The sequence below is a fragment of the Streptomyces sp. ATLC9 genome (assembly GCF_057196705.1).
On record NZ_JBXUOY010000007.1, the window covers coordinates 1 to 22,154 of the forward strand.

Here is a 22,154-nt window from a genome sequence, read left to right on the forward strand (position 1 = left end):
CCGCCGCCCTGCTGGCCGCCGCCGGGGCCGCCGCCCCAGCCGCCGCCACCGCCCTGCTGGCCGCCGCCGCGGCCGGTGGTCTTGGTGACCTTGGCCGTAGCGTTGCGCAGGCTGGCGCCGACCTCGTCGACGTCCAGCTCGTAGACCGTGCGCTTGATGCCCTCGCGGTCCTCGTACGAGCGCTGCTTGAGCCGGCCCTGCACGATGACGCGGGTGCCCCGGGTGAGGGACTCGGCGACGTTCTCCGCCGCCTGCCGCCACACCGAGCAGGTCAGGAACAGGCTCTCGCCGTCCTTCCACTCGTTGGTCTGGCGGTCGAAGGTGCGGGGGGTGGACGCGACGCGGAACTTCGCGACCGCCGCACCGGAGGGGGTGAAGCGCAGCTCGGGGTCGTCGACCAGATTGCCGACGACCGTGATGACGGTCTCGCCTGCCATGGGTGAACCTCTCGGCGGGGTGCTGCTGGCTGCTGGTGATGCTGTGGTGGCGGTGCTTCCGGAGTACCGGAGGCGCTACCGGTTCCCTGTGATCCGCTGAGCGGGGGCGCTCAGTGGGTCTCGGGGCGGAGGACCTTGGTCCGCAGAACCGACTCGTTCAGGTTCATCTGACGGTCGAGCTCCTTGACGACCGCGGGCTCGGCCCGCAGGTCGATGACCGAGTAGATGCCCTCGGGCTTCTTCTTGATCTCGTACGAGAGACGACGACGGCCCCAGGTGTCGACCTTCTCGACCTTCCCCTGGCCCTCGCGGACCACGGAAAGGAAGCTCTCGATCAGCGGGGAGACAGCGCGCTCCTCGAGATCGGGGTCGAGGATGACCATCACCTCGTAGTGACGCATGTGGAACCCACCTCCTCTGGACTCGGCGGCCACGGTCGTTCCGTGGCAGGAGGGTCGTGATGCGTGAGCAACGGTATCGGCCGGCACTGACAGTCCCGGGCCGTGTCCCCGGAAAGCCCCGGTCCGTTCCCGGATCCGGTCGCCGCCGGGCGGACACCGCGCAGAGGATACAGAGTACCCGCACCGCCACTCGGTTTGAAATCCGGCGCCCGCTCCCCGCAACCTGGACACAGGTGACGTGATGCGCGTCACCCGCCACACCGTCGTAAATCCGGCGGACGAGGTTCACCCGCTCCGCCCGGAGGTTCGGCAGCCCGGAAGCCCGGACGGTTCGCAGGAGGTTCCCCATGGCACAGGCGGTACGGAGGAGCCCGGTCTCCTCCCTCCTCAACACCGACGGCCGGCGGCACCCGGTCGAGAACCGGTTCGTCGCCGTGGCCGCGGTGCTCGGCGTGGTCGCGTTCGTCACCGGCTTCTTCCCCGGCCTCAGCCTGATCGCGTCCTGGGTCGGGCTGCTGGGGATCGTGTCCGGCGGCTGGGGGCAGATGATCTCCGCGACCACCGGCGAGCGGTTCGCGCTGGTCGTCAGCATGGGAGCGGCCGCGGTCGGCTTCTACCTGGGGATGTCGAACGGCGGACTGTTCGGCTGACCGCCCGGCCGCCGCCCGGGACGGGGCGCGGCGGGCCCGCCCGGCTCGCCACGGCCCCGCACTGGCACGTCCGGGGCGCGTGCCAGCCCAGTAGGCTTCCGGCCAGACCCTGCGAAGTACGCCGGAGGAGCGCCCCGTAATGAGCCTGACCCTGAGGACGATCAGTCGCGAGCAGCACCTGGCGTATATCCGGAGCCTGCCGTCGGCCAGCCACATGCAGATCCCCGCGTGGGCGGACGTGAAGGCCGAGTGGGGATCGGAGAACCTGGGCTGGTTCGACGCGGGCGGTGAGCTGGTCGGGGCGGGCCTGGTGCTGTACCGCCAGCTGCCGAAGGTCAAGCGCTACCTCGCCTACCTGCCCGAGGGGCCGGTGATCAACTGGTTCGCGCCGAACCTGGAGGAGTGGCTGCGCCCGATGCTGGCGCATCTGAAGGCCAAGGGCGCGTTCTCGGTGAAGATGGGCCCGCCCGTGGTGATCAGGCGCTGGGACGCCCCCGCGATCAAGGCCGGGATCCAGGACCCGGATGTGAAGCGGCTGCGCGACGTCGAGGCCACGCACATCGAGCCGCGCGCCTTCGAGGTGGCCGACCGGCTGCGGCGGATGGGCTGGCAGCAGGGCGAGGACGGCGGCGCCGGCTTCGGCGACGTCCAGCCGCGCTACGTCTTCCAGGTACCGCTGGAGAACCGCTCGCTGGACGAGGTGCACAAGGGCTTCAACCAGCTGTGGCGGCGCAACATCAAGAAGGCCGAGAAGGCCGGCGTCGAGGTCGTGCAGGGCGGCTACGACGATCTGCCGGTGTGGCAGGAGCTGTACGAGGTGACAGCCGAGCGCGACCGCTTCCGGCCGCGCCCCCTGGGCTACTTCCAGCGGATGTGGACGGCGCTGAACGCCGAGGACCCCAACCGGATGCGGCTGTACTTCGCCAAGCACGAGGGCGAACCGGTGGCCGCGGCCACCATGCTGATCGTGGGCGGGCACGTGTGGTACTCCTACGGCGCCTCGGCCAACCACAAGCGTGAGGTGCGCCCCTCCAACGCCATGCAGTGGCGGATGCTGCAGGACTCCTACGCGCTCGGAGCGAGCGTGTACGACCTGCGCGGCATCAGCGACTCCCTGGACGACTCCGACCACCTCTTCGGCCTGATCCAGTTCAAGGTGGGCACCGGCGGCCAGGCCGCCGAATATCTCGGCGAGTGGGACTTTCCGCTCAATAAGCTGCTGCACAAGGCGCTCGACATCTACATGTCGCGCCGCTGACGCCCCGCTCCACGCACGTCCGGCGAGAGCCGGCGGGACGGAAGACGGCCCGCCGGCGCACGCCGGGACCGATGAGAAAGGTTCCGTACGGCCATGGCGCTCTCCCTCTACGTCGACACCGAACGCTGGCGGGCGCACCAGCAGACGGTGCTGAAGCAGTTCCCGGGACTGGTCCCGGTCTGCAAGGGCAACGGATACGGCTTCGGTCACGAGCGGCTGGCCGAGGAGGTGACCCACTCCGGCTCGGACATCATCGCCGTGGGCACCACGTACGAGGCCGCCCGGATGAAGGACTGGTTCAGCGGGGACCTGCTGGTGCTCACCCCGTTCCGCCGCGGTGAGGAGCCGGTGCCGCTGCCGGACCGGGCGATCCGCACCGTCTCCTCGGTGGACGGGGTGAACGCTCTGGTGGGGGCCCGTGTCGTCATCGAGGTGATGAGCTCGATGAAGCGGCACGGGGTGGTGGAGGAGGACCTCGGCAAGCTGCGCGCCTCGATCGAGGACGTGCGGCTGGAGGGCTTCGCGATCCATCTGCCGCTGGACCGCACCGACGGCACGGACGCGGTGGACGAGGTCATCGGCTGGATGGACCGGCTGCGGACGGCCCGCCTGCCGCTGGAGAAGGTGTTCGTCAGCCATCTGAAACCGGAGGAGTTCGCGCTGCTCCAGCGGCAGTTCCCGCAGACCCGCTTCCGGGCGCGGATCGGCACACGGCTGTGGCTGGGCGACCACGAGGCGACCCGGTACCGGGGCTCGGTGCTGGACGTCACGCGGGTGGTGCGGGGCGACCGCTTCGGCTACCGCCAGCAGAAGGCGCCGGGCGACGGCTGGCTGGTGGTGGTGGCCGGCGGCACCTCGCACGGGGTGGGCCTGGAGGCGCCGAAGGCCATGCACGGGATGACCTCGCGGGCCAAGGGCGTGGCACGGGCCGGGCTGGCGACGGTGAACCGCAACCTCTCGCCCTTCGTGTGGGACGGCAAGCAGCGCTGGTTCGCCGAACCGCCGCACATGCAGGTGTCGATCCTGTTCGTGCCGGAGGAGGCCGCGGAGCCGAAGGTGGGCGACGAACTGACGGCGATCCTGCGGCACACGACGACGCAGTACGACCGGCTGGTCGACAACTGAGCGGCCGCACGCGGCGGCGGGCGCCGTACCGCCTGGCCGTACACGGCGCCGTACGACGGCGAGGGGGGGGGGCGCCCCAACCCCCGCGGCGGCCCCCCCCCCCCCCATGCCGCACCGCCGGATGCGTCCCGGCATCCGGCGCGGTGTTCTCCGTGAGCTTCCCGGTGCCGTCCGGGCGGCTCCCGGGCGGTTCCTAGCGCTCCACCTCGCCGTTGATGAACTTCTCCACGTTCTCCCGGGCCTGGTCGTCGAAGTACTGGACCGGCGGGGACTTCATGAAGTAGGAGGAGGCCGAGAGGATCGGGCCGCCGACACCGCGGTCCTTGGCGATCTTCGCGGCGCGCAGGGCGTCGATGATGACACCGGCGGAGTTCGGGGAGTCCCAGACCTCCAGCTTGTACTCCAGGTTCAGCGGGACGTCGCCGAACGCACGGCCCTCCAGGCGGACGTAGGCCCACTTGCGGTCGTCCAGCCAGGCCACGTAGTCCGACGGACCGATGTGGACGTTGTCCTCGCCCAGGTCCCGGTCGGGGATCTGGGAGGTGACGGCCTGGGTCTTGGAGATCTTCTTGGACTCCAGGCGCTCGCGCTCGAGCATGTTCTTGAAGTCCATGTTGCCGCCGACGTTGAGCTGCATCGTGCGGTCGAGGATGACACCGCGGTCCTCGAAGAGCTTGGCCATCACGCGGTGCGTGATGGTGGCGCCCACCTGGGACTTGATGTCGTCGCCGACGATCGGGACACCGGCCTCGGCGAACTTGTTCGCCCACTCCTCGGTTCCGGCGATGAAGACCGGCAGGGCGTTGACGAAGGCGGCACGCGCGTCGATGGCGCACTGCGCGTAGTACTTCGCGGCATCCTCGGAGCCCACCGGGAGGTAGCAGACCAGGACGTCGACCTCCCGGTCCTTGAGGACCTTCACGACGTCGACCGGCTCCTCGGCCGACTCCTCGATGGTCTGGCGGTAGTACTTGCCCAGGCCGTCGAGGGTGTGGCCGCGCTGGACGGTCACGCCGGTGGTGGGCACGTCGCAGATCTTGATGGTGTTGTTCTCACTGGCGCCGATGGCGTCGGCGAGGTCCAGACCCACCTTCTTGGCGTCCACGTCGAACGCGGCCACGAACTCGATGTCCGAGATGTGGTAGTCGCCGAACTGCACGTGCATCAGACCCGGCACGCGGCTCTTCGGGTCGGCGTCCTTGTAGTACTCGACGCCCTGCACCAGCGAGGCGGCGCAGTTGCCCACGCCGACGATGGCTACGCGAACCGAACCCATTGGCGGTTGCTCCCTGTGTTTGTTCCGTGTCGTTTCCGACGGTGGTGTTGGTGCCGGCCCGCTCGGTGCGGACCTTCACGCGGTGTCATCGGACGGATCGGGCGGGGTCTCCCCCCGGTGCTGATCACGCCCCGCCCGCTCGCTCTCGATGAGTTCGTTGAGCCAGCGGACCTCGCGCTCCACGGACTCCATGCCGTGTCGCTGCAGTTCGAGGGTGTAGTCGTCCAGCCGCTCCCGGGTGCGGGCCAGGGCGGTGCGCATCTTGGCGAGGCGCTCCTCCAGACGACTGCGGCGGCCTTCCAGCACCCGCATCCGCACATCGCGCGAGGTCTGGCCGAAGAAGGCGAAGCGGACGCCGAACCCCTCGTCCTCCCAGGTGTCCGGCCCGGTCTGGGAGAGGAGTTCCTCGAAACGCTCCTTCCCCTCGGCCGTGAGCCGGTAGACGATCTTGGCCCGGCGTCCGGTGAGCGGCGCCGTGAGGGAGTCCTCCGGCTCGTCACCGGGTTCCTCGGCCAACCATCCGCGCTGAACCAGCGTCTTCAGGCAGGGGTAGAGGGATCCGTAGCTGAAGGCCCGGAAGACACCCAGCGAGGTGTTGAGCCGTTTGCGCAGCTCGTAGCCGTGCATGGGTGACTCGCGGAGCAGTCCGAGGACGGCGAACTCCAGGATTCCCGAGCGTCTGCCCATCGCCGTCACTCCTTCCACCGGTGTCCGCCGGCCGGCCCGTCGCAGGGCGGCCGCCTCGGGCTCATGTCCCGCCGCCCTGCGCCATTGTCTCTCACTGATGTATCGACTCGATACATCAGGGCGATAGCGAAGACGATAGAACGCCTACGGAGGCGCGACAAGGGGGGATGGGCGCGAGAGGGAGTGAGCGGTTTCACATCGCTCCTTCATCACGGCTCGACAGTCCCTCTTTCTCCTGAATGCCGGAGATGGGTTTTTTGGTCCTGCGTAGTCTGTCCGCTGTGCGGAAGGCCACCGGGAACCAACGAGGCGTCGGACGCGTCCTCGTCCCGGGTGCAGTGCGGCCAGTTCTGAGAACGTGGGCGGGCCGCACTTCGGGGGACTGGAAGTACACTGCCGCCTTCAGGCGCGAGCGCCTGCCCGAGGAGTAGCTGTTCCACATGAGCGAGCACCGTCGTAAGCCATCGCAGTCGCGTGGCCGGCGCGCCGCACAGCCGCCGTCAGGCGGTCGGCGTGCCGCACAGCCGTATGGCTCCACCGCCTCCCACGGCATGCCCTCGGACCGCCCTCACGGCGGCCGGGCCGAGGCGCGGCGCGCGGCACAGCGCGCAGGCGCCGGCGGCGGCAGACGCCGGGCGGCCGACACCGCCGGAGACGTCACGGTCGTCGGCCGGAGGCGGGGGCGCTACGAGCCCGAGAAGAAGCGCCTCATCGACTACCCCAGGTCCGGCAAGTACGGCTGGCGGCGCTGGACGCCGTCCTGGAAGCTGATCACCGGCCTGGCCCTGGCCTTCATGGGGATGCTGATCGGTCTCGGGGGGCTGGCGCTGGCCATGGTGGAGGTGCCGGACGAGAAGAACGCCCTGGCACTCCAGCAGAACAACGTCTACTACTGGTCCGACGACACCGTCATGGCCAGGGCCGGCAAGACCAACCGGCAGAACATGAAGATAGAGGACATCCCCAAGTCGATGCAGGAGGCGACGGTCGCCGCCGAGAACGCCACCTTCTGGGATGACAGGGGCATCGACCCGATCGGTGTCGGCCGCGCGGTGTTCAACATGGCCACGGGCGGCGACACCCAGGGCGGCTCGACCATCACCCAGCAGTACGTCAAGAACACCTACCTGAGCCAGGACCAGACCATCGCCCGCAAGGCTCGGGAGCTGTTCATCTCCATCAAGGTCAACGCCCAGGTGGAGAAGCGCGACATCCTCCAGGGCTACCTCAACACCAGCTACTACGGGCGCGGCGCGTACGGTCTCCAGGCCGCCTCCCAGGCCTACTTCGAGAAGAGGGCCGAGGATCTCACACCCTCGGAGAGCGCGCTGCTCACCACCGTCCTCAAGGGCGCCGACCTGTTCGACCCGGCCGGTGGCGTGGGCCCCAACTCCTCCGCCAAGGAGAACCGGGAGCGCGCCGTGAAGCGCTGGAACTGGGTGATGGACCGGCAGGTCGATCTGGGGATGATGAGCCAGGCCGAGCGGGACAAGCACGAGTTCCCCGAGGTCGCTCCGCGCAAGGCCCAGGCCGGACTCAACGGACAGACCGGCTATCTGGCCGCTCTCGCCGAGGCCGAGGTCAAAAAGACCCTGGGCATCAGCCAGAAGCAGTTCGACCAGGGTGGCTACCAGATCTACACGACCTTCGACAAGAAGAAGACCGCCGAGATGGAGAAGGCGGTCGACAAGGTCACCAAGCAGTACATCGACCCCGACAGAAGGCCTGAAACCGATAAGTTCGTCCAGTTCGGCGCCGCCTCGGTGGAGCCCGGCACGGGCAAGGTCGTGGCGATCTACGGCGGTCCGGGCTTCGACAAGGGCCACTTCACCAACAACGCGGACACCCTGGGCGTCCCGGTGGGCTCGGTCTGGAAGCCGTTCGTGATGGCCGCGGCCATGGAGCACGGCACCTACAAGAGCAACGGCGTGGGCGTCGCACCGAGCAGCGAGTACAACGGTGACAACAAGCTGAAGGTCAGGCAGCAGGACGGGACCGACTACCTGGACAAGGACGGCAACCCCTTCTACCAGGTGAACGACGGCGACAAGGACCACGGGTACGTCACTCTGCGCCGGGCCATGGAGGTCTCCGCCAACACCCCGTTCGTCCAGCTCGGCATGGACGTGGGCATGGACAAGGTCAAGGAGATGGCCACGAGCACGGGCATCGAGAAGGACAGCTTCGACCCGAACCTCAACCCGTCCTTCGCGCTGGGCACCTCCACCCCGGGCGCCATCGAGATGGCCAACTCGTATGCGACCTTCGCCGCCTCGGGGACCTATGTCGACACCTACACGGTGCGGAAGGCGGCACACAACGGCGAGGAGCAGCCCGGCTTCGAGAAGCCCCAGGAGGAGACGGCGATGGACTCCGACATCGCCCACAACATCACCGACGTGCTGCGCGGTGTCATCGAGAAGCCGCACGGCACGGGTACCAGGGCTCAGGGGCTGGGCCGTCCCGCCGCGGGCAAGACCGGTACGACCGACAAGAACAAGTCCGCCTGGTGGGTCGGGTACACCCCGCAGTTGTCCACCGCGGTCACACTGTTCCGCACGGACCCGGAGAAGCGCACCCTGCTGTCGATGAACAACACGGGTGGCTTCTCGTCCATCCACGGTGGCCGGCTGCCCACCGAGGTGTGGACGGCGTACATGAAGAGCGCGCTCAAGGGAGTGCCGACGAAGGACTTCCCCAAGCCCGGACCGGTCGGCAAGAAGATCGACCAGCTCGGCGCCCCGTCGCCGTCACCGTCGCCGTCGGAGAGCGAGGAGCCCGAGCCGTCGCCGTCGGAGAGCGAGGAGCCCGAGCCCAGCACGGAGCCGTCTCCCTCCCAGGAGTCGCCGTCCACGCCTCCGTCGAACACCTGCCGGCCCAACGACTGGTTCTGTGACGACACCGGCGGCACGGACACCGGGGGTACCAACGGCTCGGACGGCGGCGCGGGCAACGGAGGCCCCGACGGCTCGGACGGCGGTACCGACGAAGGCAGCACCGACGGCTCGGACGGCGGCACCGACGAAGGCAGCACCAACGGCCGGCCCGGCGGCAACGACAGCGGCGGCATCTGGGGCGGCACCGGCAGCTAATGATCCCCGGGAGTCCCGGGACAGAGCGCTGAGGAAGAGCACGAGGGGAAGCGGCGCCGGAAACGGCGCCGCTGCCGGCTTTCCGGCACCCGGACCGTGGATCCCGTGAGTACGGCCGAGCCCGGGGGAGCACCTCCTCGCGCACCGCGTGGCCGGACGCGCCATACGGCAGGATGTGGCCCATGACGAGCGCGCACCAGGAGCAGCGGGCACCGGTACCGCCCACCGTCCAGGACGAGATCGCCGCCGCGGGCAGCGAACTGATCGGCGGGCCGATCGGCAGGCGCGCGCTGACCGGGGGGTCCTGGTGGACGCCGGTGAGGATCGTGCTGCTGGTGATGCTGGGCATGTTCGCGCTCGGCATGGTGCAGAAGCTGCCCTGCTACGAGAGCGGCTGGTTCCGCGGGGCGACCAGCCAGTATGTGCACGCCTGCTACTCCGACATCCCGCACCTCTACACCGGCCGCGGCTTCGCCGCCGACCTCACGCCGTACTTCGACCGCATTCCCCAGGGGATCTCCGGAGGGATGGAGTATCTGGAGTACCCGGTGCTGACCGGGGCGTTCATGGAGGTGGCGTCCTGGTTCACGCCCCAGGGCGGCGAGATGGTACAGCGGCAGCAGATCTACTGGACGGTCAACGCCGGGATGCTGATGGTCTGCGCCGCCATCCTGGTGGTGTGCGTCGCCCGTACGCACCGGCGGCGCCCGTGGGACGCGCTGCTGGTCGCGCTCGCCCCGGCCCTCGCGCTCACCGCGACGATCAACTGGGACCTGCTGGCGGTGTCCCTGACCGCCGCCTCGATGCTGATGTGGGCGCGCAGCCGTCCGTTCGCCTCGGGGGTGCTGCTGGGGCTCGCGACCGCCGCGAAGTTCTATCCGTTCCTGCTGCTGGGCCCGCTACTGGTGCTCTGCTGGCGTGCGGGACGCTGGAGGGCCTTCGGTGCGGCGCTGGGCGGGACCGTGACCTCCTGGCTGGCCGTCAACCTGCCCGTCATGCTGCTCGCCCCGGACGGCTGGGGGAAGTTCTACTCCTTCAGCCAGGAACGGAACATCGACTTCGGATCGTTCTGGCTGATCATCTCGCAGCGCACCGGCAACCCGCTGGAGCACGCCAATACCTACGCCATGCTGCTGGTGCTGATGGGCTGTGCGGCGATCGCCCTGCTCACCCTGTGCGCACCGCGTCGTCCACGCTTCGCGCAGCTCGCCTTTCTCGTGGTCGCTCTGTTCATCGTGACCAACAAGGTCTACTCGCCGCAGTATGTGCTGTGGCTGATTCCGCTGGCCGTCCTGGCCCGGCCGCGCTGGCGTGACTTCCTGATCTGGCAGGCATGCGAGGTGATGTACTACCTCGGCATCTGGTTCTACCTGGCATACACGGGCAGCGGGGACGACCACCATGGGCTGCCCACCGAGGGCTACCAGTTCGCGATCCTGCTTCACCTGCTGGGCACTCTGTATCTGTGCGCCGTGGTGGTACGGGACATCCTTCTGCCGGACTGTGATGTGGTCCGCCGTGACGGCTCCGACGATCCCTCCGGAGGCGTTCTCGACCGCGCGCCCGACGCCTTCGTCCTCGGTCCACCACAGCACCAGCAGCCGGGCACCTCCGCTCCTCAGGGATCGGAGGTGCACTGGGAGGCTCGTACCGGCGGGGAATGACGCTCACCGAGCCGTGCTGGTGTTTCACGTGAAACACCAATGGACCGACCGTGCCCCACGGTATTCCGGAGACGCACCGTGTCCCGGGGCGCTGCGTCTTCCTCCCGGGTGGGTGTGTGAGGCTGACCGCATGGCTGTTGTACGTGACCTGCGCGTGCTCCTGCGCTTCTCCGGCTTCCGCCGGCTGCTGTCGGTGCGTCTGCTGTCCCAGTCGGCCGACGGAGTCTTTCAGGTCGCGCTCGCCGCCTATGTGGTCTTCTCCCCCGAGCAGCAGACCTCCCCCGCCGCCATTGCCTCCGCCATGGCCGTCCTGCTGCTGCCGTACTCGCTGCTCGGCCCCTTCGCGGGAGTGTTGCTCGACCGATGGCAGCGACGGCAGGTGCTGTTGTTCGGCAACCTGCTGCGTGCCGTGCTGGCGGCCGTGACCGCGGCACTGGTGCTGGTCTCGGCACCTCTGTGGTTGTTCTATCTCGCCGCCCTCTCGGTCACCGCCGTCAACCGCTTCGTCCTCGCCGGGCTCTCGGCCGCACTGCCGCATGTGGTGGACGGCGAGCGGCTGGTGATGGCGAACTCACTGTCCCCCACCGCCGGCACCCTCGCGGCCACCGCAGGAGGCGGGCTCGCCTTTCTCGTGAGGATCCCCGCCCCGGACAGCGCGGGCGCCGACGCCGTGGTCGTGGTCCTCGGCGCCGGTCTCTATCTGCTGGGAGCCCTGGCGGCGCTCCGGATCGGCCGTGGAACGCTCGGACCGGACACGATTCCCCGCGTACGGCTGAGCGCCGCCCTGGCCGATGTCGCGCGCGGGCTGGTCGCCGGGCTGCGCCATCTGGGGCAGCGGCGCAGAGCCGCCCAGTCGCTCGCCTCGATGGCGGTGCTGCGTTTCTGCTACGGCGCGCTGACGGTGATGGTGCTGATACTGAGCCGGTACGCCTGGGACGGCGGCGAGGGGGGCGGCGGCGACGGTGAAGACATTCTGGGCGGAATGGCTCTTCTGGGACTGGCCGTGGGCGTTTCCGGGCTGGGCTTCTTCGCAGCGGCCGTGATCACTCCCTGGGCGGTACAGCGCGTCGGCCGATTCGGCTGGATCGCGCTGTGCGCCGCGGGAGCGGCGGTACTGGTGCCCGCGCTGGCGCTGCCCCTCCAGCCCGTCCCCGTACTGGGCGCCGTCTTCGCCATGGGACTGGCCACCCAGGGCGCGAAGATCACCACGGATACGGTCGTTCAGTCATCGGTGGACGACGTGTACCGGGGAAGGATCTTCTCCCTGTACGACATGCTCTTCAACGTCGCCTTCGTCGGCGCCGCCGGTGTGGCCGCCCTGATGCTCCCGCCGGACGGCCGCTCGCCGACTCTGGTGATGACGGCGGCGGCACTGTACGCGGCGGTGGCCGCCGCGATGTTTCACGTGAAACGCCGCAACGGCCACCACAGGAGGGACGGCGATGCGGTCAGTCCCGATCGGCCCACCACTGCCTGAGCGCCTCGATCGCGGCTTCACGTCCCATCGGGCCGTGCTCCAGCCGCAACTCCAGCAGGTGCCGGTACGCCTCACCCACTTCGGGGCCGGGACGCAACCCGAGGACCTCCATGATCTCGTTGCCGTTGAGATCCGGGCGGATGGAGTCCAGCTCCTCCTGCTCCTTCAGCCGCGCGATGCGCTCCTCCAGACCGTCATACGCACGCGACAGAGCGTTGGCCTTGCGCTTGTTGCGCGTGGTGCAGTCCGACCGCGTCAGCTTGTGCAGCCGCTCCAGCAGCGGGCCGGCGTCGCGGACATAGCGCCGTACAGCCGAATCGGTCCACTCACCGGTTCCGTAACCGTGGAAGCGTAGATGCAGTTCGACCAGGCGTGAGACATCCTTCACCATCTCGCCCGGGTACTTGAGCTTGGTCATCCGGGACTTGGTCATCTTCGCCCCCACCACCTCGTGGTGGTGGAAGGAGACACGCCCGTCCTTCTCGAACCGGCGCGTCCTCGGCTTGCCGATGTCGTGCAGCAGGGCCGCCAGCCGCAGGGTGAGGTCCGGGCCGCCCTCCTCCAGATCGATGGCCTGCTCCAGCACGGTCAGGGTGTGCTCGTAGACGTCCTTGTGCCGGTGGTGCTCATCCCGCTCAAGGCACAGCGCGGGCAGTTCGGGCAGGACCCGGTCGGCCAGCCCGGTCTTCACCAGCAGCTCCAGGCCGCGTCGGGGGTGGTCGGCGAGGACCAGTTTGTTCAGCTCGTCCCGCACCCTCTCGGCGGAGACGATCCCGATCCGCTCGGACATGGCCGTCATCGCGGCGACGACCCCGTCCTCCACCTCGAAGCCGAGCTGGGCGGCGAAGCGGGCGGCCCGCATCATCCGCAGCGGATCGTCGGAGAAGGAGTCCTCGGGTGTGCCGGGCGTACGCAGCACCCGGCGCGCGAGGTCCTCCAGACCTCGGTGCGGGTCGACGAAGTTCTTCTCCGGCAACACGACCGCCATCGCGTTGACGGTGAAGTCCCGGCGAACGAGGTCCTCCTCGATCGAGTCGCCGTAGGAGACCTCGGGCTTGCGCGAGGTCCGGTCGTACGACTCCGAGCGGTACGTCGTGACCTCGATCTGGTAGTCGTCCTTGCGGCAGCCCACCGTGCCGAAGGCGATGCCCACCTCCCACACCGCGTCCGCCCACGGCCGGACCAGGGCCAGGATGTCCTGCGGCCGGGCGTCGGTGGTGAAGTCCAGGTCGTTGCCGAGCCGGCCCAGCAGCGCGTCGCGCACGGAACCGCCGACCAGGGCCAGGGCGAACCCGGCGTCCTTGAAGCGGCGGGCCAGGTCGTCGGCGACTGGGGACACCCGCAGCAGCTCGCTCACAGCTCTGCGCTGGGCTTCCCCAAGCACCGCCGGAGGAGCCCCTCGGGTGGGCCCGTGGGCCTGCTGCTGGGGATGGCTGTCAGTGTTGGCGTTCGGCACAGCAGAACAGAGTACGTGGCCCCTCTTTCCCCGTTCCTCCCCGCTGCTCCCCGGCCCGTCGACCGCTCCGGCCCGCGGTCGGCTCCGTGGCACTCACAGCCGACGGGGGTCGTTAGCATCTGAGTGCACCACAGCAGCGGCAGACCATTGGCAGATCGGCAACACACCGGTACGGACGACCGGCGAACAGGACGGACGAGGCACGTGGCCGAGGCGGCACAGACCCCAGGGACCCCCATCGCTCCTGTCCGTCGCCGATGGGCGGTGCGTCGCACGGCCGTGTTGGCCGCCTCACTCCCGCTGCTGGCCGGAGTGGCCGTCCAGATCCCTGCCGAGGCTGCCGCCGCCTCCGCAGCCCTCCCGGTATCCTCGGCCTCTTCCCTCCCGGCCGCGCCGGCAGCGCCCACCGCAGACGAGTCCCGTGAGGTCTCGGTTTCCATCACCGGGCTGACCCCCTCGGCGCCGGGCAAGGGCGACACGGTCACCGTCTCCGGCCGTGTCGGCAACAGGACCTCGTCCGACATCACCGAGGCCAGGGTCGCGCTGCGCCCCGGGGCCCGGCTGACCACACGCAGCGCGATCGACCGCACCGACTCGCGTGCCGCCTACGTGCCCGGGGTCGACGGTGAGGAGCTCGGCGAGGAGGGCACCGTGAAAATCGGCGACCTCCCCTCGGGAGCCGGGTTCTCCTTCACCCTGAGCGTGCCGGCCGACAAGCTGCCGTTCGACGAGCCCGGGGTGTACCAGCTCGGCGTGTCACTGTCGGGCCGGATGGCCGGCGAGTCGTACGGACGCGTCCTCGGCATCGAGCGGGCCGTCCTGCCATGGCAGCCGTCCGCACCCGAACAGGCCACACAGCTGACCTTCCTGTGGCCGCTGATCTCCTCCCCCCACATCGCCGCTCGCACCGAGTCCGGGGACCGGCAACGGGTGCCGGTGTTCGAGGACGACGCCCTCGAGGCCGAGATCGCGTCCGGCGGGCGCCTCCAGCAGATGGTGGCCCTGGGCAGGGAGCTGCCGGTCACCTGGGTGGTCGATCCGGATCTGCTCGCCTCCGTCGAGGCGATGACCGGCAACTACAAGGTGCTGGCCGAGGACGGCCGGGAGGTCGCGGGCAAGAGCCAGGCCGACGCCCGGAAGTGGCTGCATGAACTGCGGCAGGCGGTGGAGGACGCGGAGATCGTGGCCCTGCCCTTCGGCGACCCGGATCTCGCCTCCCTGGCCCATCGGGGGAAGAAGGTCTCCGGCGCGCTCAGTCATCTCGGTCCGGCCACCGAACTGGGCCGGATGACGGTGGAGACCACCCTGCTCACCCAGCCCAGCACCGACTTCGCCTGGCCGGTGGAGGGCGCCGTCGACCCCTCCATCATCTCCGTCGCCACCTCGGCGGGCGCCCACAACGTCATCGCCCGCAGCGACAGCATGCGCGAACCCGATTCCCTGAACCACACCCCCACCGCCGCCCGGCCGGTCGGCGGCGCCACGACCGCGATCGTGGCGGACGCCCGGCTGTCGAAGCTGTTCCAGGGGGACCTGACCCGGGCGGACAACTCCACACGGGCCGTACAGCGGTTCCTGGCCCACACTCAGTCGATCACCGCACAGCAGCCGGGCCGGCAGCGCAGCATCGTGGTGGCTCCCCAGCGGATGCCCACCGTCAGCCAGGCGCAGGCGATGGCCGCCGCACTGGACACACTCCAGCTCGACGGGCGCTGGGCGGAGTTCATGAGCCTGACCGAGGCCGCGGAGGCCGATCCGGACCCGCAGGCCGGCCGGAAGGTCCCCGGGCGGGGCTCCTACCCGGACTCGCTGCGCAAGCGGGAACTGCGGACCGGGTCCTTCGAGGAGATCCGCGCCATCCAGACCACCCTGGAGGACTTCAAGAGCATCCTGTCCGAGCCGGCCCGGGTTCAGACGCCCTTCAACAGCGCGCTCCACCGCTCGATGTCCGTCTCCTGGCGCCATGACCACGAGGCGGCAGCAGAGTACCGCGACTCGGTGGGCGGTTATCTGGAGGAGCTGACGGGCGGTGTCCGGCTGATCGAGAAATCGGACATGAAACTGTCCGGCCGCAGCGCCACCATCCCGGTGACCGTGCAGAACAATCTCCTCCAGGACGTGGAGAACCTGGAGTTGCGACTGGTCTCCGGACGCCGGATCGGCCTGGACGTCGGCGAGGCGCAGCCGGTCACGGTGGAGGGCGGGCACAGCCAGTCGGTCAAGGTCCCCACCACCGCCAAGGCCAACGGCCGCACCTGGGTCGAGGCCCGGCTCTACACCGAGGACGGCGATCCCTGGGGCGAGCCGATGAGGTTCCAGGTGGAGGTCACCGAGATCACCTCCGCGGTGATGCTGGTGATCTCCGGCGGAGTCCTGCTCGTGGTGCTGGCCGGGGTGCGGATGTACACCCAGCGCAAGCGCATCGGCGACCGGCCGGACCCGGACGCCCCCCTGGAGCGGCAGGCCGATGAGCCGGAGGCCTCCGATGCCTCGGAGGGCGCCGGGGAGGCCCGCGGGGGCTCCGCCGGGGAGGCGGGAGCCGGGCAGGCGGGTGACCCCGCCGGGAACACCGGAGCCGGACGTCGCGACCCCTCCGGTGCGGGTGAGAAGGTGGAGCGTTGAGCGAGCTGTCGGGGCCGGGGAAAACGGCCGCGGACGATGAGGTGGGGTTGCAGCGATGAACGCGCCGTACGACCGTGACCGCGGTGACGCGCCCGACGGCGGGGAACAGGCCGTCCCGAGCGGCCAGGACGCGCGGGAGGAGTACCCGTACCGGCAGTACCCGTACGGCCGGAACACCTCCCACCCCGCCCCTCACGGTGCCCGCCGACAGCCGGGGCAGGGCGGCGACCCGGCGACCGTGCGTTTCACGGGCATGGACGGCATGCTGGACAGAGGAGCGCAGGAGAGCGGCGTCCGCGCCCGCGACGACGCCTTCGTCCATCTCTTCCACGACCAGCAGGCACCCCCGTCCCAGGAGCACCAGCAGTATCCGCCGCCCCGGCAGCCGACCGGGTCCCAGGGGCAGCATCACGAGCAGGGCCCGCCGCACGAGCAGGGACAGCCTTACCAGCGGCACCAGCCCTCGGGACCGCAGCCGTACGCACTCCAGGAACCTCAGCAGGCCCAGGAGCCGTACCGACCCCAGGAGTTCCACGGGCACTCTCCGCAGCCCGGCTCGCGACAGCCGCAGCAGCCTCCGTCCCCCGCTGTCTCCACACCCCAGCCGCCGCCACCACCGCAGGCGGCATCGGCGACGGAGGAGGCCGTCGCGGGCCCGGCCCCCGCGCCCGCGGGCAAGGCCGCCCGCCGGGGCGGCGGCATACTGAAGTCCAGCGCCATCATGGCCGCGGGCACCATGGTCTCCCGGCTCACCGGCTTCGTCCGCACTCTGGTGATCACCGCCGCACTGGGCGCCGCGCTCCTCGGCGACGCCTACACCGTGGCGTACACGCTGCCGACGATGATCTACATCCTGTCCATCGGCGGCGGTCTGAACTCCGTCTTCGTGCCACAGCTCGTACGCGCCATGAAGAACGACGAGGACGGCGGCGAGGCGTACGCCAACCGCCTCCTCACCCTGGTGATGGTCGTCCTCGGCGGCCTGGTCGCCCTCACGGTGCTGGGTGCGCCGCTGCTGGTCCGGGCACTGTCCGTGCAGATCGCCGACGACCCGGCCGCCAACAACGTGGCGGTCACCTTCGCCCGCTACTGCCTGCCGACGATCTTCTTCATGGGCGTCCACGTCGTCATGGGTCAGATCCTCAACGCCCGGGGCCGCTTCGGCGCGATGATGTGGACCCCGGTCCTGAACAACATCGTCATCATCACCACCTTCGGCCTCTTCATCTGGGTGTACGGCACCGCCCGGGCCTCCGGGGTGAGCGTGGAGACGATCCCCCCGGAGGGGGTCCGGCTGCTCGGCGTGGGCACCCTGCTGGGACTGGTCGTCCAGGCGCTGGCGATGATCCCTTATCTGCGTGCCACCGGATTCCGCGTCCGCCCGCGCTTCGACTGGCGCGGCCACGGCCTGGGCAAGGCCGCCCGTCTCGCCAAGTGGACCTTCCTGTTCGTCCTGGCCAACCAGGCGGGTGTCCTGGTCGTCACCCAGCTCGCCACCTGGGCCGGCAAGGCCGCCGACGCCGACGGCCATCCGGGCACCGGAATCCTCGGCTACAGCAACGCCCAGCTGATCTGGCAGATGCCGCAGGCCATCATCACCGTGTCGGTGATGGCCGCTCTGCTGCCGAGGATCTCCCGCGCCGCACACGACGGCGATCCGGCCGCCGTCCGCGACGACATCTCGCACGGGCTGCGCACCTCGGCCGTCGCCATCGTGCCCGTGTCCTTCGCCTTCGTGGCCCTCGGCGTGCCGATGTGCCTGCTGATGTACTCCTCCGCGACCGTTGACGCGGCCACCTCGATGGGTTACATCCTCATGGCCTTCGGCCTCGGTCTGATCCCCTACTCCGTGCAGTACGTGGTCCTGCGCGGCTTCTACGCCTACGAGGACACCCGCACCCCCTTCTACAACACGGTGATCGTGGCCGCCTGCAACGCCGTCGGCTCCGTGCTGGCCTTCCTGCTGCTGCCCAGTCACTGGGCGGTCGCCGGAATGGCCGCCGCCTACGGCCTCGCCTACGCCGTCGGCGTCGGTGTCGCCTGGAAGCGGCTCAGCAGGAAGCTGGGCGGCGATCTGGACGGCCCCCGCATCGTGCGCACCTACGCCAGGCTCTGCGGCGCCGGCCTCCCGGCCGCCCTGGCCGGCGGCGCGGCCGCCTACGCCGTCGTCCGGGCCCTCGGTCCCGGCTTCGTCGGCGGCGCCGCGGCCCTGGCCGCGGGCGGTCTGGTGCTGGGGGTGGTCTTCGTTCTGGCAGCCCGGCGTATGCGGGTGGAGGAGCTGACCGCCATGATGGGCATGGTCCGCGCGAAGCTCGGCCGCTGACGGCCCTCCGGGGCCTGTCGCACAACCTTCGGCCCTGCCCGTGTGTCGTGCACGGCGGCGGACTGTGGGCACAATTGTCTCTGGCTGTGTTGGGAAACAGGCTGCAACGGATGGGGAGGCAGGAGCGACGGTGGCGGAGCGGAGCACGGCTGCCGTCGACGTGGCCGACGGGAGCGGCGGGACGGATGGCAAGGACAAGCCATCGGCCGACGCTGTCGAGCGGACCACGGCCGACGGTTCCACGGACCACGAAGGCGATGGCAGCACGGCGGCGGACGCCCCCGGCGCCTCTGACAGTACCGGCACGGTGACACCGGCCTCCCGGCCCTCCCGCTCCCCGCAGCCACCCGAGCTGCACAGCGGCCACAAACTGGCCCGGCGCTACCGCCTGGAGGAATGCGTCACCCGTCTGGATGGCTTCAGCAGCTGGCGGGCCGTCGACGAGAAACTGCGTCGCGCCGTCGGCGTCCATCTCCTCGCAGCCGACCACCCCCGCGCCCGGCCGGTACTGGCTGCCGCCCGCTCCGCAGCCCTCCTCGGCGACCCCCGCTTCGTACAGGTCCTGGACGCGGTCGAGGAGAACGACCTCGTCTACGTCGTCCACGAGTGGCTCCCGGACGCCACGCCCCTCACCGCCCTCCTGGCCTCCGGCCCGCTGCCCACCCACGAGGCCTATCAGCTCGTCACCCAGATCACCCAGGCGATGGCGGCCGCCCACCGCGAGGGCCTGGCCCATCTGCGGCTGACTCCCGGCTGCATCCTGCGCACCGCCGCCGGCCAGTACCGCATCCGCGGCCTCGCCGTGAACGCCGCCCTGCGCGGCATCACATCCGACCACCCCCAGCGCACCGACACCGAGGCGATCGGCGCTCTGCTCTACGCCTGCCTCACCCACCGCTGGCCGTACGGTGAGGACGCCTACGGCCTCAGCGGCATGGCCGAGCTGACCGGCGACTCCCTCGTCCCCCCGGACCAGGTACGCGCCGGGGTGCACCGCGGGCTCTCCGAACTGGCCATGCGCGCGATGGTCAACGACGGCGCCACCGCCTCCCGCCAGGAGCAGCCCTGCACCACTCCCGAGGAGCTGGCCAAGGCGATCGCCGCGCTGCCGCGCATCCGGCCGCCAGAGCCCGAGTTCACCGCTCCGCCGCCGTACCAAGTCCCCGGCTACCGGCAGGGGGGGTACAGCGGACCCGCTGCCCGCCCTCCCGCAGGGCCCGTCGGCGCACCCCCCGTAGCGGTGCCGACGGCGCCTCCCGCACTGCCCGGCCGCGCCGGCAAGGTACTGAAGTGGGGTGTCTCCGCCCTGCTCATCGCCGCACTGGGCCTGGGGAGCTGGCAGTTGGCCGACACCCTTCTGAAGGGCGGCGAGCCCCCCGCGCCGAGCCCGGGGAAGAGCGGGATCGAGCAGCAGAAGCAGCCGGAGACCGCTCCCACGGGCAAGCCGGTCGAGATCTCCCTCACCAAGGACTTCGACCCGTTCGGCGACGATCTTTCCGAGAACAGCGACCAGGTGGGCAATGCGATCGACGGCGACGCCGACACCTTCTGGCAGACCATGTACTACAACAGCGCGAAGTTCGGGAACCTCAAAACCGGAGTGGGACTGATCCTCGATCTGGGTGAGTCCCGGCAGATCAGCACCGTCAAGGTCGGTTTCAAGGGCGGCACCTCCGTCGACTTCCTGGCAGCAGACGAGGACACCGCACAGATGCCCGGCTCGCTGAGCGGCTTCAGCAAGGTCAGCAGCGGATCCGGAACCGAGGTGGAGCTCAAGGCCAAGAAGCCGATCAGGACACGGTACGTTCTGGTCTGGCTCACCGAACTCCCCCTGACGGCGGAAGGCAACTACCGTGGCCGCATCACGGAGGTCGAGGTCCTCAGCTGACCTGCCGCACGTGGGGACAGCGGAGTCAGGAGGGGAACGGCGGGTGGGCGACAGAGTGACGAGCGGCTCCGTCGACGGCGCCGGAGACATGAGCGGTCCCGACGGCGCCGATAATGCCGGCAGAGTCGACGACCGGGAACTCCTCGCCCGCCATGTCGCCGACGACCCGCACGCCTTCGGCGAGATCGTGCGCCGTCATCGCGACCGGCTCTGGGCCGTCGCCCTGCGCATTCTGCGGGACCGGGAGGAAGCCGCCGATGCCGTACAGGACGCACTGATCTCCGCCTACCGGAACGCCCACACCTTCCAGGGCCGGGCGGCCGTCACCACCTGGCTGCACCGCATCACCGTGAACGCCTGCCTGGACCGTGTACGCAAGGCTGCCGGCCGACGCACTTCGCTCATCGCCGAGCCCGAGCGCCTGGACCAACTCCTGGAACCACACGAATCCGCCGCCATGCCCGTCGAGCGCCAGGACCTCCACCGTGAGCTCATCGCCGCGCTCTCCCAGCTGCCGCCGGAGCAGCAGGCGGCGCTCGTCCTCGTCGATATGCAGGGTTATCCGGTCGCCGAAGCAGCCCGCATCCTCGATGTCGCCGTAGGAACCGTCAAGAGCCGCTGCGCCCGCGGCAGGGCTCGGTTGTTGCCGCTGGTCAGCCATCTACGCTCGGGAGGCCTGACCGAAGGACCTCGGGTGGGCACCGGCGGAAGGAACCCGGCACAGGGGGCATCCGTCCCACCGGCAAGAGGGAAACCAGACACCGGGGCCGTGAAGGGCGGAGGTGAGCACGCATGACGTCCATGTCTTCCGCGTCGTTCGACGCTGACGGGCATCCCGAGGTGGACGAGATCTCCGACCTCGCCGAGGGACTGCTCTCCCCGGAGCGTTCGGCCGATGTTCGCGCCCATCTGTCGGACTGCGTGCTGTGTGCGGACGTGCAGGCGTCCCTGGAAGAGATCCGCAACACGCTGGGCACTCTTCCGGAACCAGCCCCGATGCCGTACGACGTGGCGGGCCGCATCGACGCCGCGCTCGCCGCCGAGGCCTTGCTCAGTGCCTCCAACCCTTCCGGCAGTGAGATCCGGGATGCTTCCCCATCCCCGTCTTCGGTGGACGCGCCGAATGCTGTTTCACGTGAAACGATCCGCCTCGACCGTCCCGGCCCGGACCGACCTACGAGAGGCTCTAACGGTCGTCCGGCGGGTCGACCACGAGGCTCCGGAGGCCCAGGCAGGGTCAACGGCAGGCGACCGCGCCGCTGGGGCACCGCCCTGCTCGGCACCGCTGGCGCAGCAGCCCTCCTCACCCTTGGCGCGGTCCTGCTGCCAGGTGTGGGAGCAGATTCTTCCGGAGGCGCTGACAGGGGCCTGGCCTCGGAAGCGGGCGCGGAAGGCAAGCGAAGCGATCAGGCGCTGGAGGCACGCGTACGGTCTCTACTGGCCGACAGCGCATCGGGAAAGCCGGAGCAGGGCAGTCAGGGAAGCCTGAAGAAGGCGGGCCCCGACTCTCCCGACTTCAGCCTCAAGGCAAGTCCAGGTTCCCCGAGCACACCCACGGCCGCACCCTCGACATCCATGCCGTTGTGCGTCCGTGAGGGCGTCGGCCGTGACGAGGCACCTCTGGCCGTCGGCATGAGCGACTACGAGGGACGGCAGGCGTACATCGTGGTCCTGCCGCATCGGACCGACGGTTTCCAGGTGGAGGCCTATGTGATCGATGCCGAATGCGTCAGCATGGCGACTCCTGCCCCAGGCACGGTACTGGCCGTACACACCTATCCACGTTGAGCGTTCCGCG

Annotated in this window: 16 protein-coding genes; 11 read left to right on the top strand and 5 right to left on the bottom strand. The window is 69.8% G+C overall.

Annotated elements, in window-relative coordinates; all coding sequences use genetic code 11:
* Together AC2CJA_RS01575 and rpsF are read right to left on the bottom strand one after the other, a co-directional pair.
* Nucleotides 1-437: single-stranded DNA-binding protein (locus tag AC2CJA_RS01575; RefSeq protein ID WP_484600813.1), on the bottom strand; the 437-nt coding region annotated here is incomplete at its 3' end.
* Nucleotides 438-547: 110 nt separating this feature from the next.
* The gene (gene rpsF, locus AC2CJA_RS01580; RefSeq protein WP_241717160.1) at nt 548-838 is read right to left on the bottom strand and encodes a 30S ribosomal protein S6; all 291 of its coding nucleotides are present in this window, start codon (nt 836-838) and stop codon (nt 548-550) included.
* A gap of 347 nt (nt 839-1,185) precedes the next feature.
* Here rpsF and AC2CJA_RS01585 point away from each other — a divergent pair, with 347 nt between their 5' ends.
* The 3 genes from AC2CJA_RS01585 to AC2CJA_RS01595 all read left to right on the top strand — a co-directional run bounded on the left by AC2CJA_RS01585 (nt 1,186) and on the right by AC2CJA_RS01595 (nt 3,871).
* Nucleotides 1,186-1,488, top strand: a complete 303-nt coding sequence (locus AC2CJA_RS01585) for a hypothetical protein (protein WP_484600814.1) — start codon at nt 1,186-1,188, stop codon at nt 1,486-1,488.
* A gap of 139 nt (nt 1,489-1,627) precedes the next feature.
* Entirely contained in the window at nt 1,628-2,746 is a 1,119-nt protein-coding gene (locus AC2CJA_RS01590) for a lipid II:glycine glycyltransferase FemX (RefSeq protein WP_484600815.1), read from the top strand.
* Nucleotides 2,747-2,839: 93 nt separating this feature from the next.
* On the top strand, nt 2,840-3,871 hold the full coding sequence (locus AC2CJA_RS01595; protein WP_484600816.1) for an alanine racemase: 1,032 nt from the start codon (nt 2,840-2,842) through the stop codon (nt 3,869-3,871).
* A 193-nt stretch (nt 3,872-4,064) separates the two neighbouring features.
* On the opposite strand, the gene AC2CJA_RS01600 is transcribed toward AC2CJA_RS01595, so the two are convergent.
* Together AC2CJA_RS01600 and AC2CJA_RS01605 are read right to left on the bottom strand one after the other, a co-directional pair.
* Nucleotides 4,065-5,147: an inositol-3-phosphate synthase gene (locus AC2CJA_RS01600; protein ID WP_484600817.1), complete on the bottom strand. Its 1,083-nt coding sequence runs from the start codon at nt 5,145-5,147 to the stop codon at nt 4,065-4,067.
* Between the two features lie 75 nt (nt 5,148-5,222).
* Nucleotides 5,223-5,834, bottom strand: a complete 612-nt coding sequence (locus AC2CJA_RS01605; protein WP_484600818.1) for a PadR family transcriptional regulator — start codon at nt 5,832-5,834, stop codon at nt 5,223-5,225.
* 440 nt (nt 5,835-6,274) lie between these two features.
* Here AC2CJA_RS01605 and AC2CJA_RS01610 point away from each other — a divergent pair, with 440 nt between their 5' ends.
* The 3 genes from AC2CJA_RS01610 (at nt 6,275) to AC2CJA_RS01620 (ending at nt 12,067) form a co-directional block, all read left to right on the top strand.
* Nucleotides 6,275-8,926: a transglycosylase domain-containing protein gene (locus AC2CJA_RS01610; protein ID WP_484600819.1), complete on the top strand. Its 2,652-nt coding sequence runs from the start codon at nt 6,275-6,277 to the stop codon at nt 8,924-8,926.
* A 182-nt stretch (nt 8,927-9,108) separates the two neighbouring features.
* On the top strand, nt 9,109-10,590 hold the full coding sequence (locus AC2CJA_RS01615; protein WP_484600820.1) for a glycosyltransferase family 87 protein: 1,482 nt from the start codon (nt 9,109-9,111) through the stop codon (nt 10,588-10,590).
* Between the two features lie 130 nt (nt 10,591-10,720).
* Complete coding sequence (locus tag AC2CJA_RS01620; RefSeq protein ID WP_484600821.1) at nt 10,721-12,067, top strand: MFS transporter; 1,347 nt, start codon at nt 10,721-10,723, stop codon at nt 12,065-12,067.
* On the opposite strand, the gene AC2CJA_RS01625 is transcribed toward AC2CJA_RS01620, so the two are convergent.
* On the bottom strand, nt 12,039-13,523 hold the full coding sequence (locus AC2CJA_RS01625; protein WP_484600822.1) for a CCA tRNA nucleotidyltransferase: 1,485 nt from the start codon (nt 13,521-13,523) through the stop codon (nt 12,039-12,041). The two genes, AC2CJA_RS01620 and AC2CJA_RS01625, sit on opposite strands and share 29 nt — an antisense overlap.
* A 204-nt stretch (nt 13,524-13,727) precedes the next feature.
* On the opposite strand from AC2CJA_RS01625, the gene AC2CJA_RS01630 reads away from it, so the two are divergent.
* From AC2CJA_RS01630 to AC2CJA_RS01650, 5 genes are all read left to right on the top strand, one after another.
* On the top strand, nt 13,728-16,145 hold the full coding sequence (locus tag AC2CJA_RS01630; protein WP_484600823.1) for a DUF6049 family protein: 2,418 nt from the start codon (nt 13,728-13,730) through the stop codon (nt 16,143-16,145).
* Nucleotides 16,146-16,200: 55 nt separating this feature from the next.
* Nucleotides 16,201-18,468, top strand: coding sequence for a murein biosynthesis integral membrane protein MurJ (gene murJ, locus AC2CJA_RS01635; RefSeq protein WP_484600824.1), 2,268 nt, complete (start codon nt 16,201-16,203; stop codon nt 18,466-18,468).
* A gap of 130 nt (nt 18,469-18,598) precedes the next feature.
* On the top strand, nt 18,599-20,356 hold the full coding sequence (locus tag AC2CJA_RS01640) for a protein kinase family protein (protein WP_484600825.1): 1,758 nt from the start codon (nt 18,599-18,601) through the stop codon (nt 20,354-20,356).
* A gap of 88 nt (nt 20,357-20,444) precedes the next feature.
* Nucleotides 20,445-21,152, top strand: a complete 708-nt coding sequence (sigM, locus tag AC2CJA_RS01645) for an RNA polymerase sigma factor SigM (RefSeq protein ID WP_484600852.1) — start codon at nt 20,445-20,447, stop codon at nt 21,150-21,152.
* Entirely contained in the window at nt 21,149-22,144 is a 996-nt protein-coding gene (locus AC2CJA_RS01650) for an anti-sigma factor family protein (protein ID WP_484600826.1), read from the top strand. Before sigM ends, AC2CJA_RS01650 begins: the two co-directional genes overlap by 4 nt.
* The last annotated feature ends 10 nt before the right edge of the window (nt 22,145-22,154 follow it).

Bases quoted from the DNA above. Each gene is read 5' to 3' on its own strand.
- rpsF (WP_241717160.1), bottom strand. From the start codon at position 838: ATGCGTCACTACGAGGTGATGGTCATCCTCGACCCCGATCTCGAGGAG.
- AC2CJA_RS01585 (WP_484600814.1), top strand. From the start codon at position 1,186: ATGGCACAGGCGGTACGGAGGAGCCCGGTCTCCTCCCTCCTCAACACC.
- AC2CJA_RS01590 (WP_484600815.1), top strand. From the start codon at position 1,628: ATGAGCCTGACCCTGAGGACGATCAGTCGCGAGCAGCACCTGGCGTAT.
- AC2CJA_RS01595 (WP_484600816.1), top strand. From the start codon at position 2,840: ATGGCGCTCTCCCTCTACGTCGACACCGAACGCTGGCGGGCGCACCAG.
- AC2CJA_RS01600 (WP_484600817.1), bottom strand. From the start codon at position 5,147: ATGGGTTCGGTTCGCGTAGCCATCGTCGGCGTGGGCAACTGCGCCGCC.
- AC2CJA_RS01605 (WP_484600818.1), bottom strand. From the start codon at position 5,834: ATGGGCAGACGCTCGGGAATCCTGGAGTTCGCCGTCCTCGGACTGCTC.
- AC2CJA_RS01610 (WP_484600819.1), top strand. From the start codon at position 6,275: ATGAGCGAGCACCGTCGTAAGCCATCGCAGTCGCGTGGCCGGCGCGCC.
- AC2CJA_RS01615 (WP_484600820.1), top strand. From the start codon at position 9,109: ATGACGAGCGCGCACCAGGAGCAGCGGGCACCGGTACCGCCCACCGTC.
- AC2CJA_RS01620 (WP_484600821.1), top strand. From the start codon at position 10,721: ATGGCTGTTGTACGTGACCTGCGCGTGCTCCTGCGCTTCTCCGGCTTC.
- murJ (WP_484600824.1), top strand. From the start codon at position 16,201: ATGAACGCGCCGTACGACCGTGACCGCGGTGACGCGCCCGACGGCGGG.
- sigM (WP_484600852.1), top strand. From the start codon at position 20,445: ATGAGCGGTCCCGACGGCGCCGATAATGCCGGCAGAGTCGACGACCGG.
- AC2CJA_RS01650 (WP_484600826.1), top strand. From the start codon at position 21,149: ATGACGTCCATGTCTTCCGCGTCGTTCGACGCTGACGGGCATCCCGAG.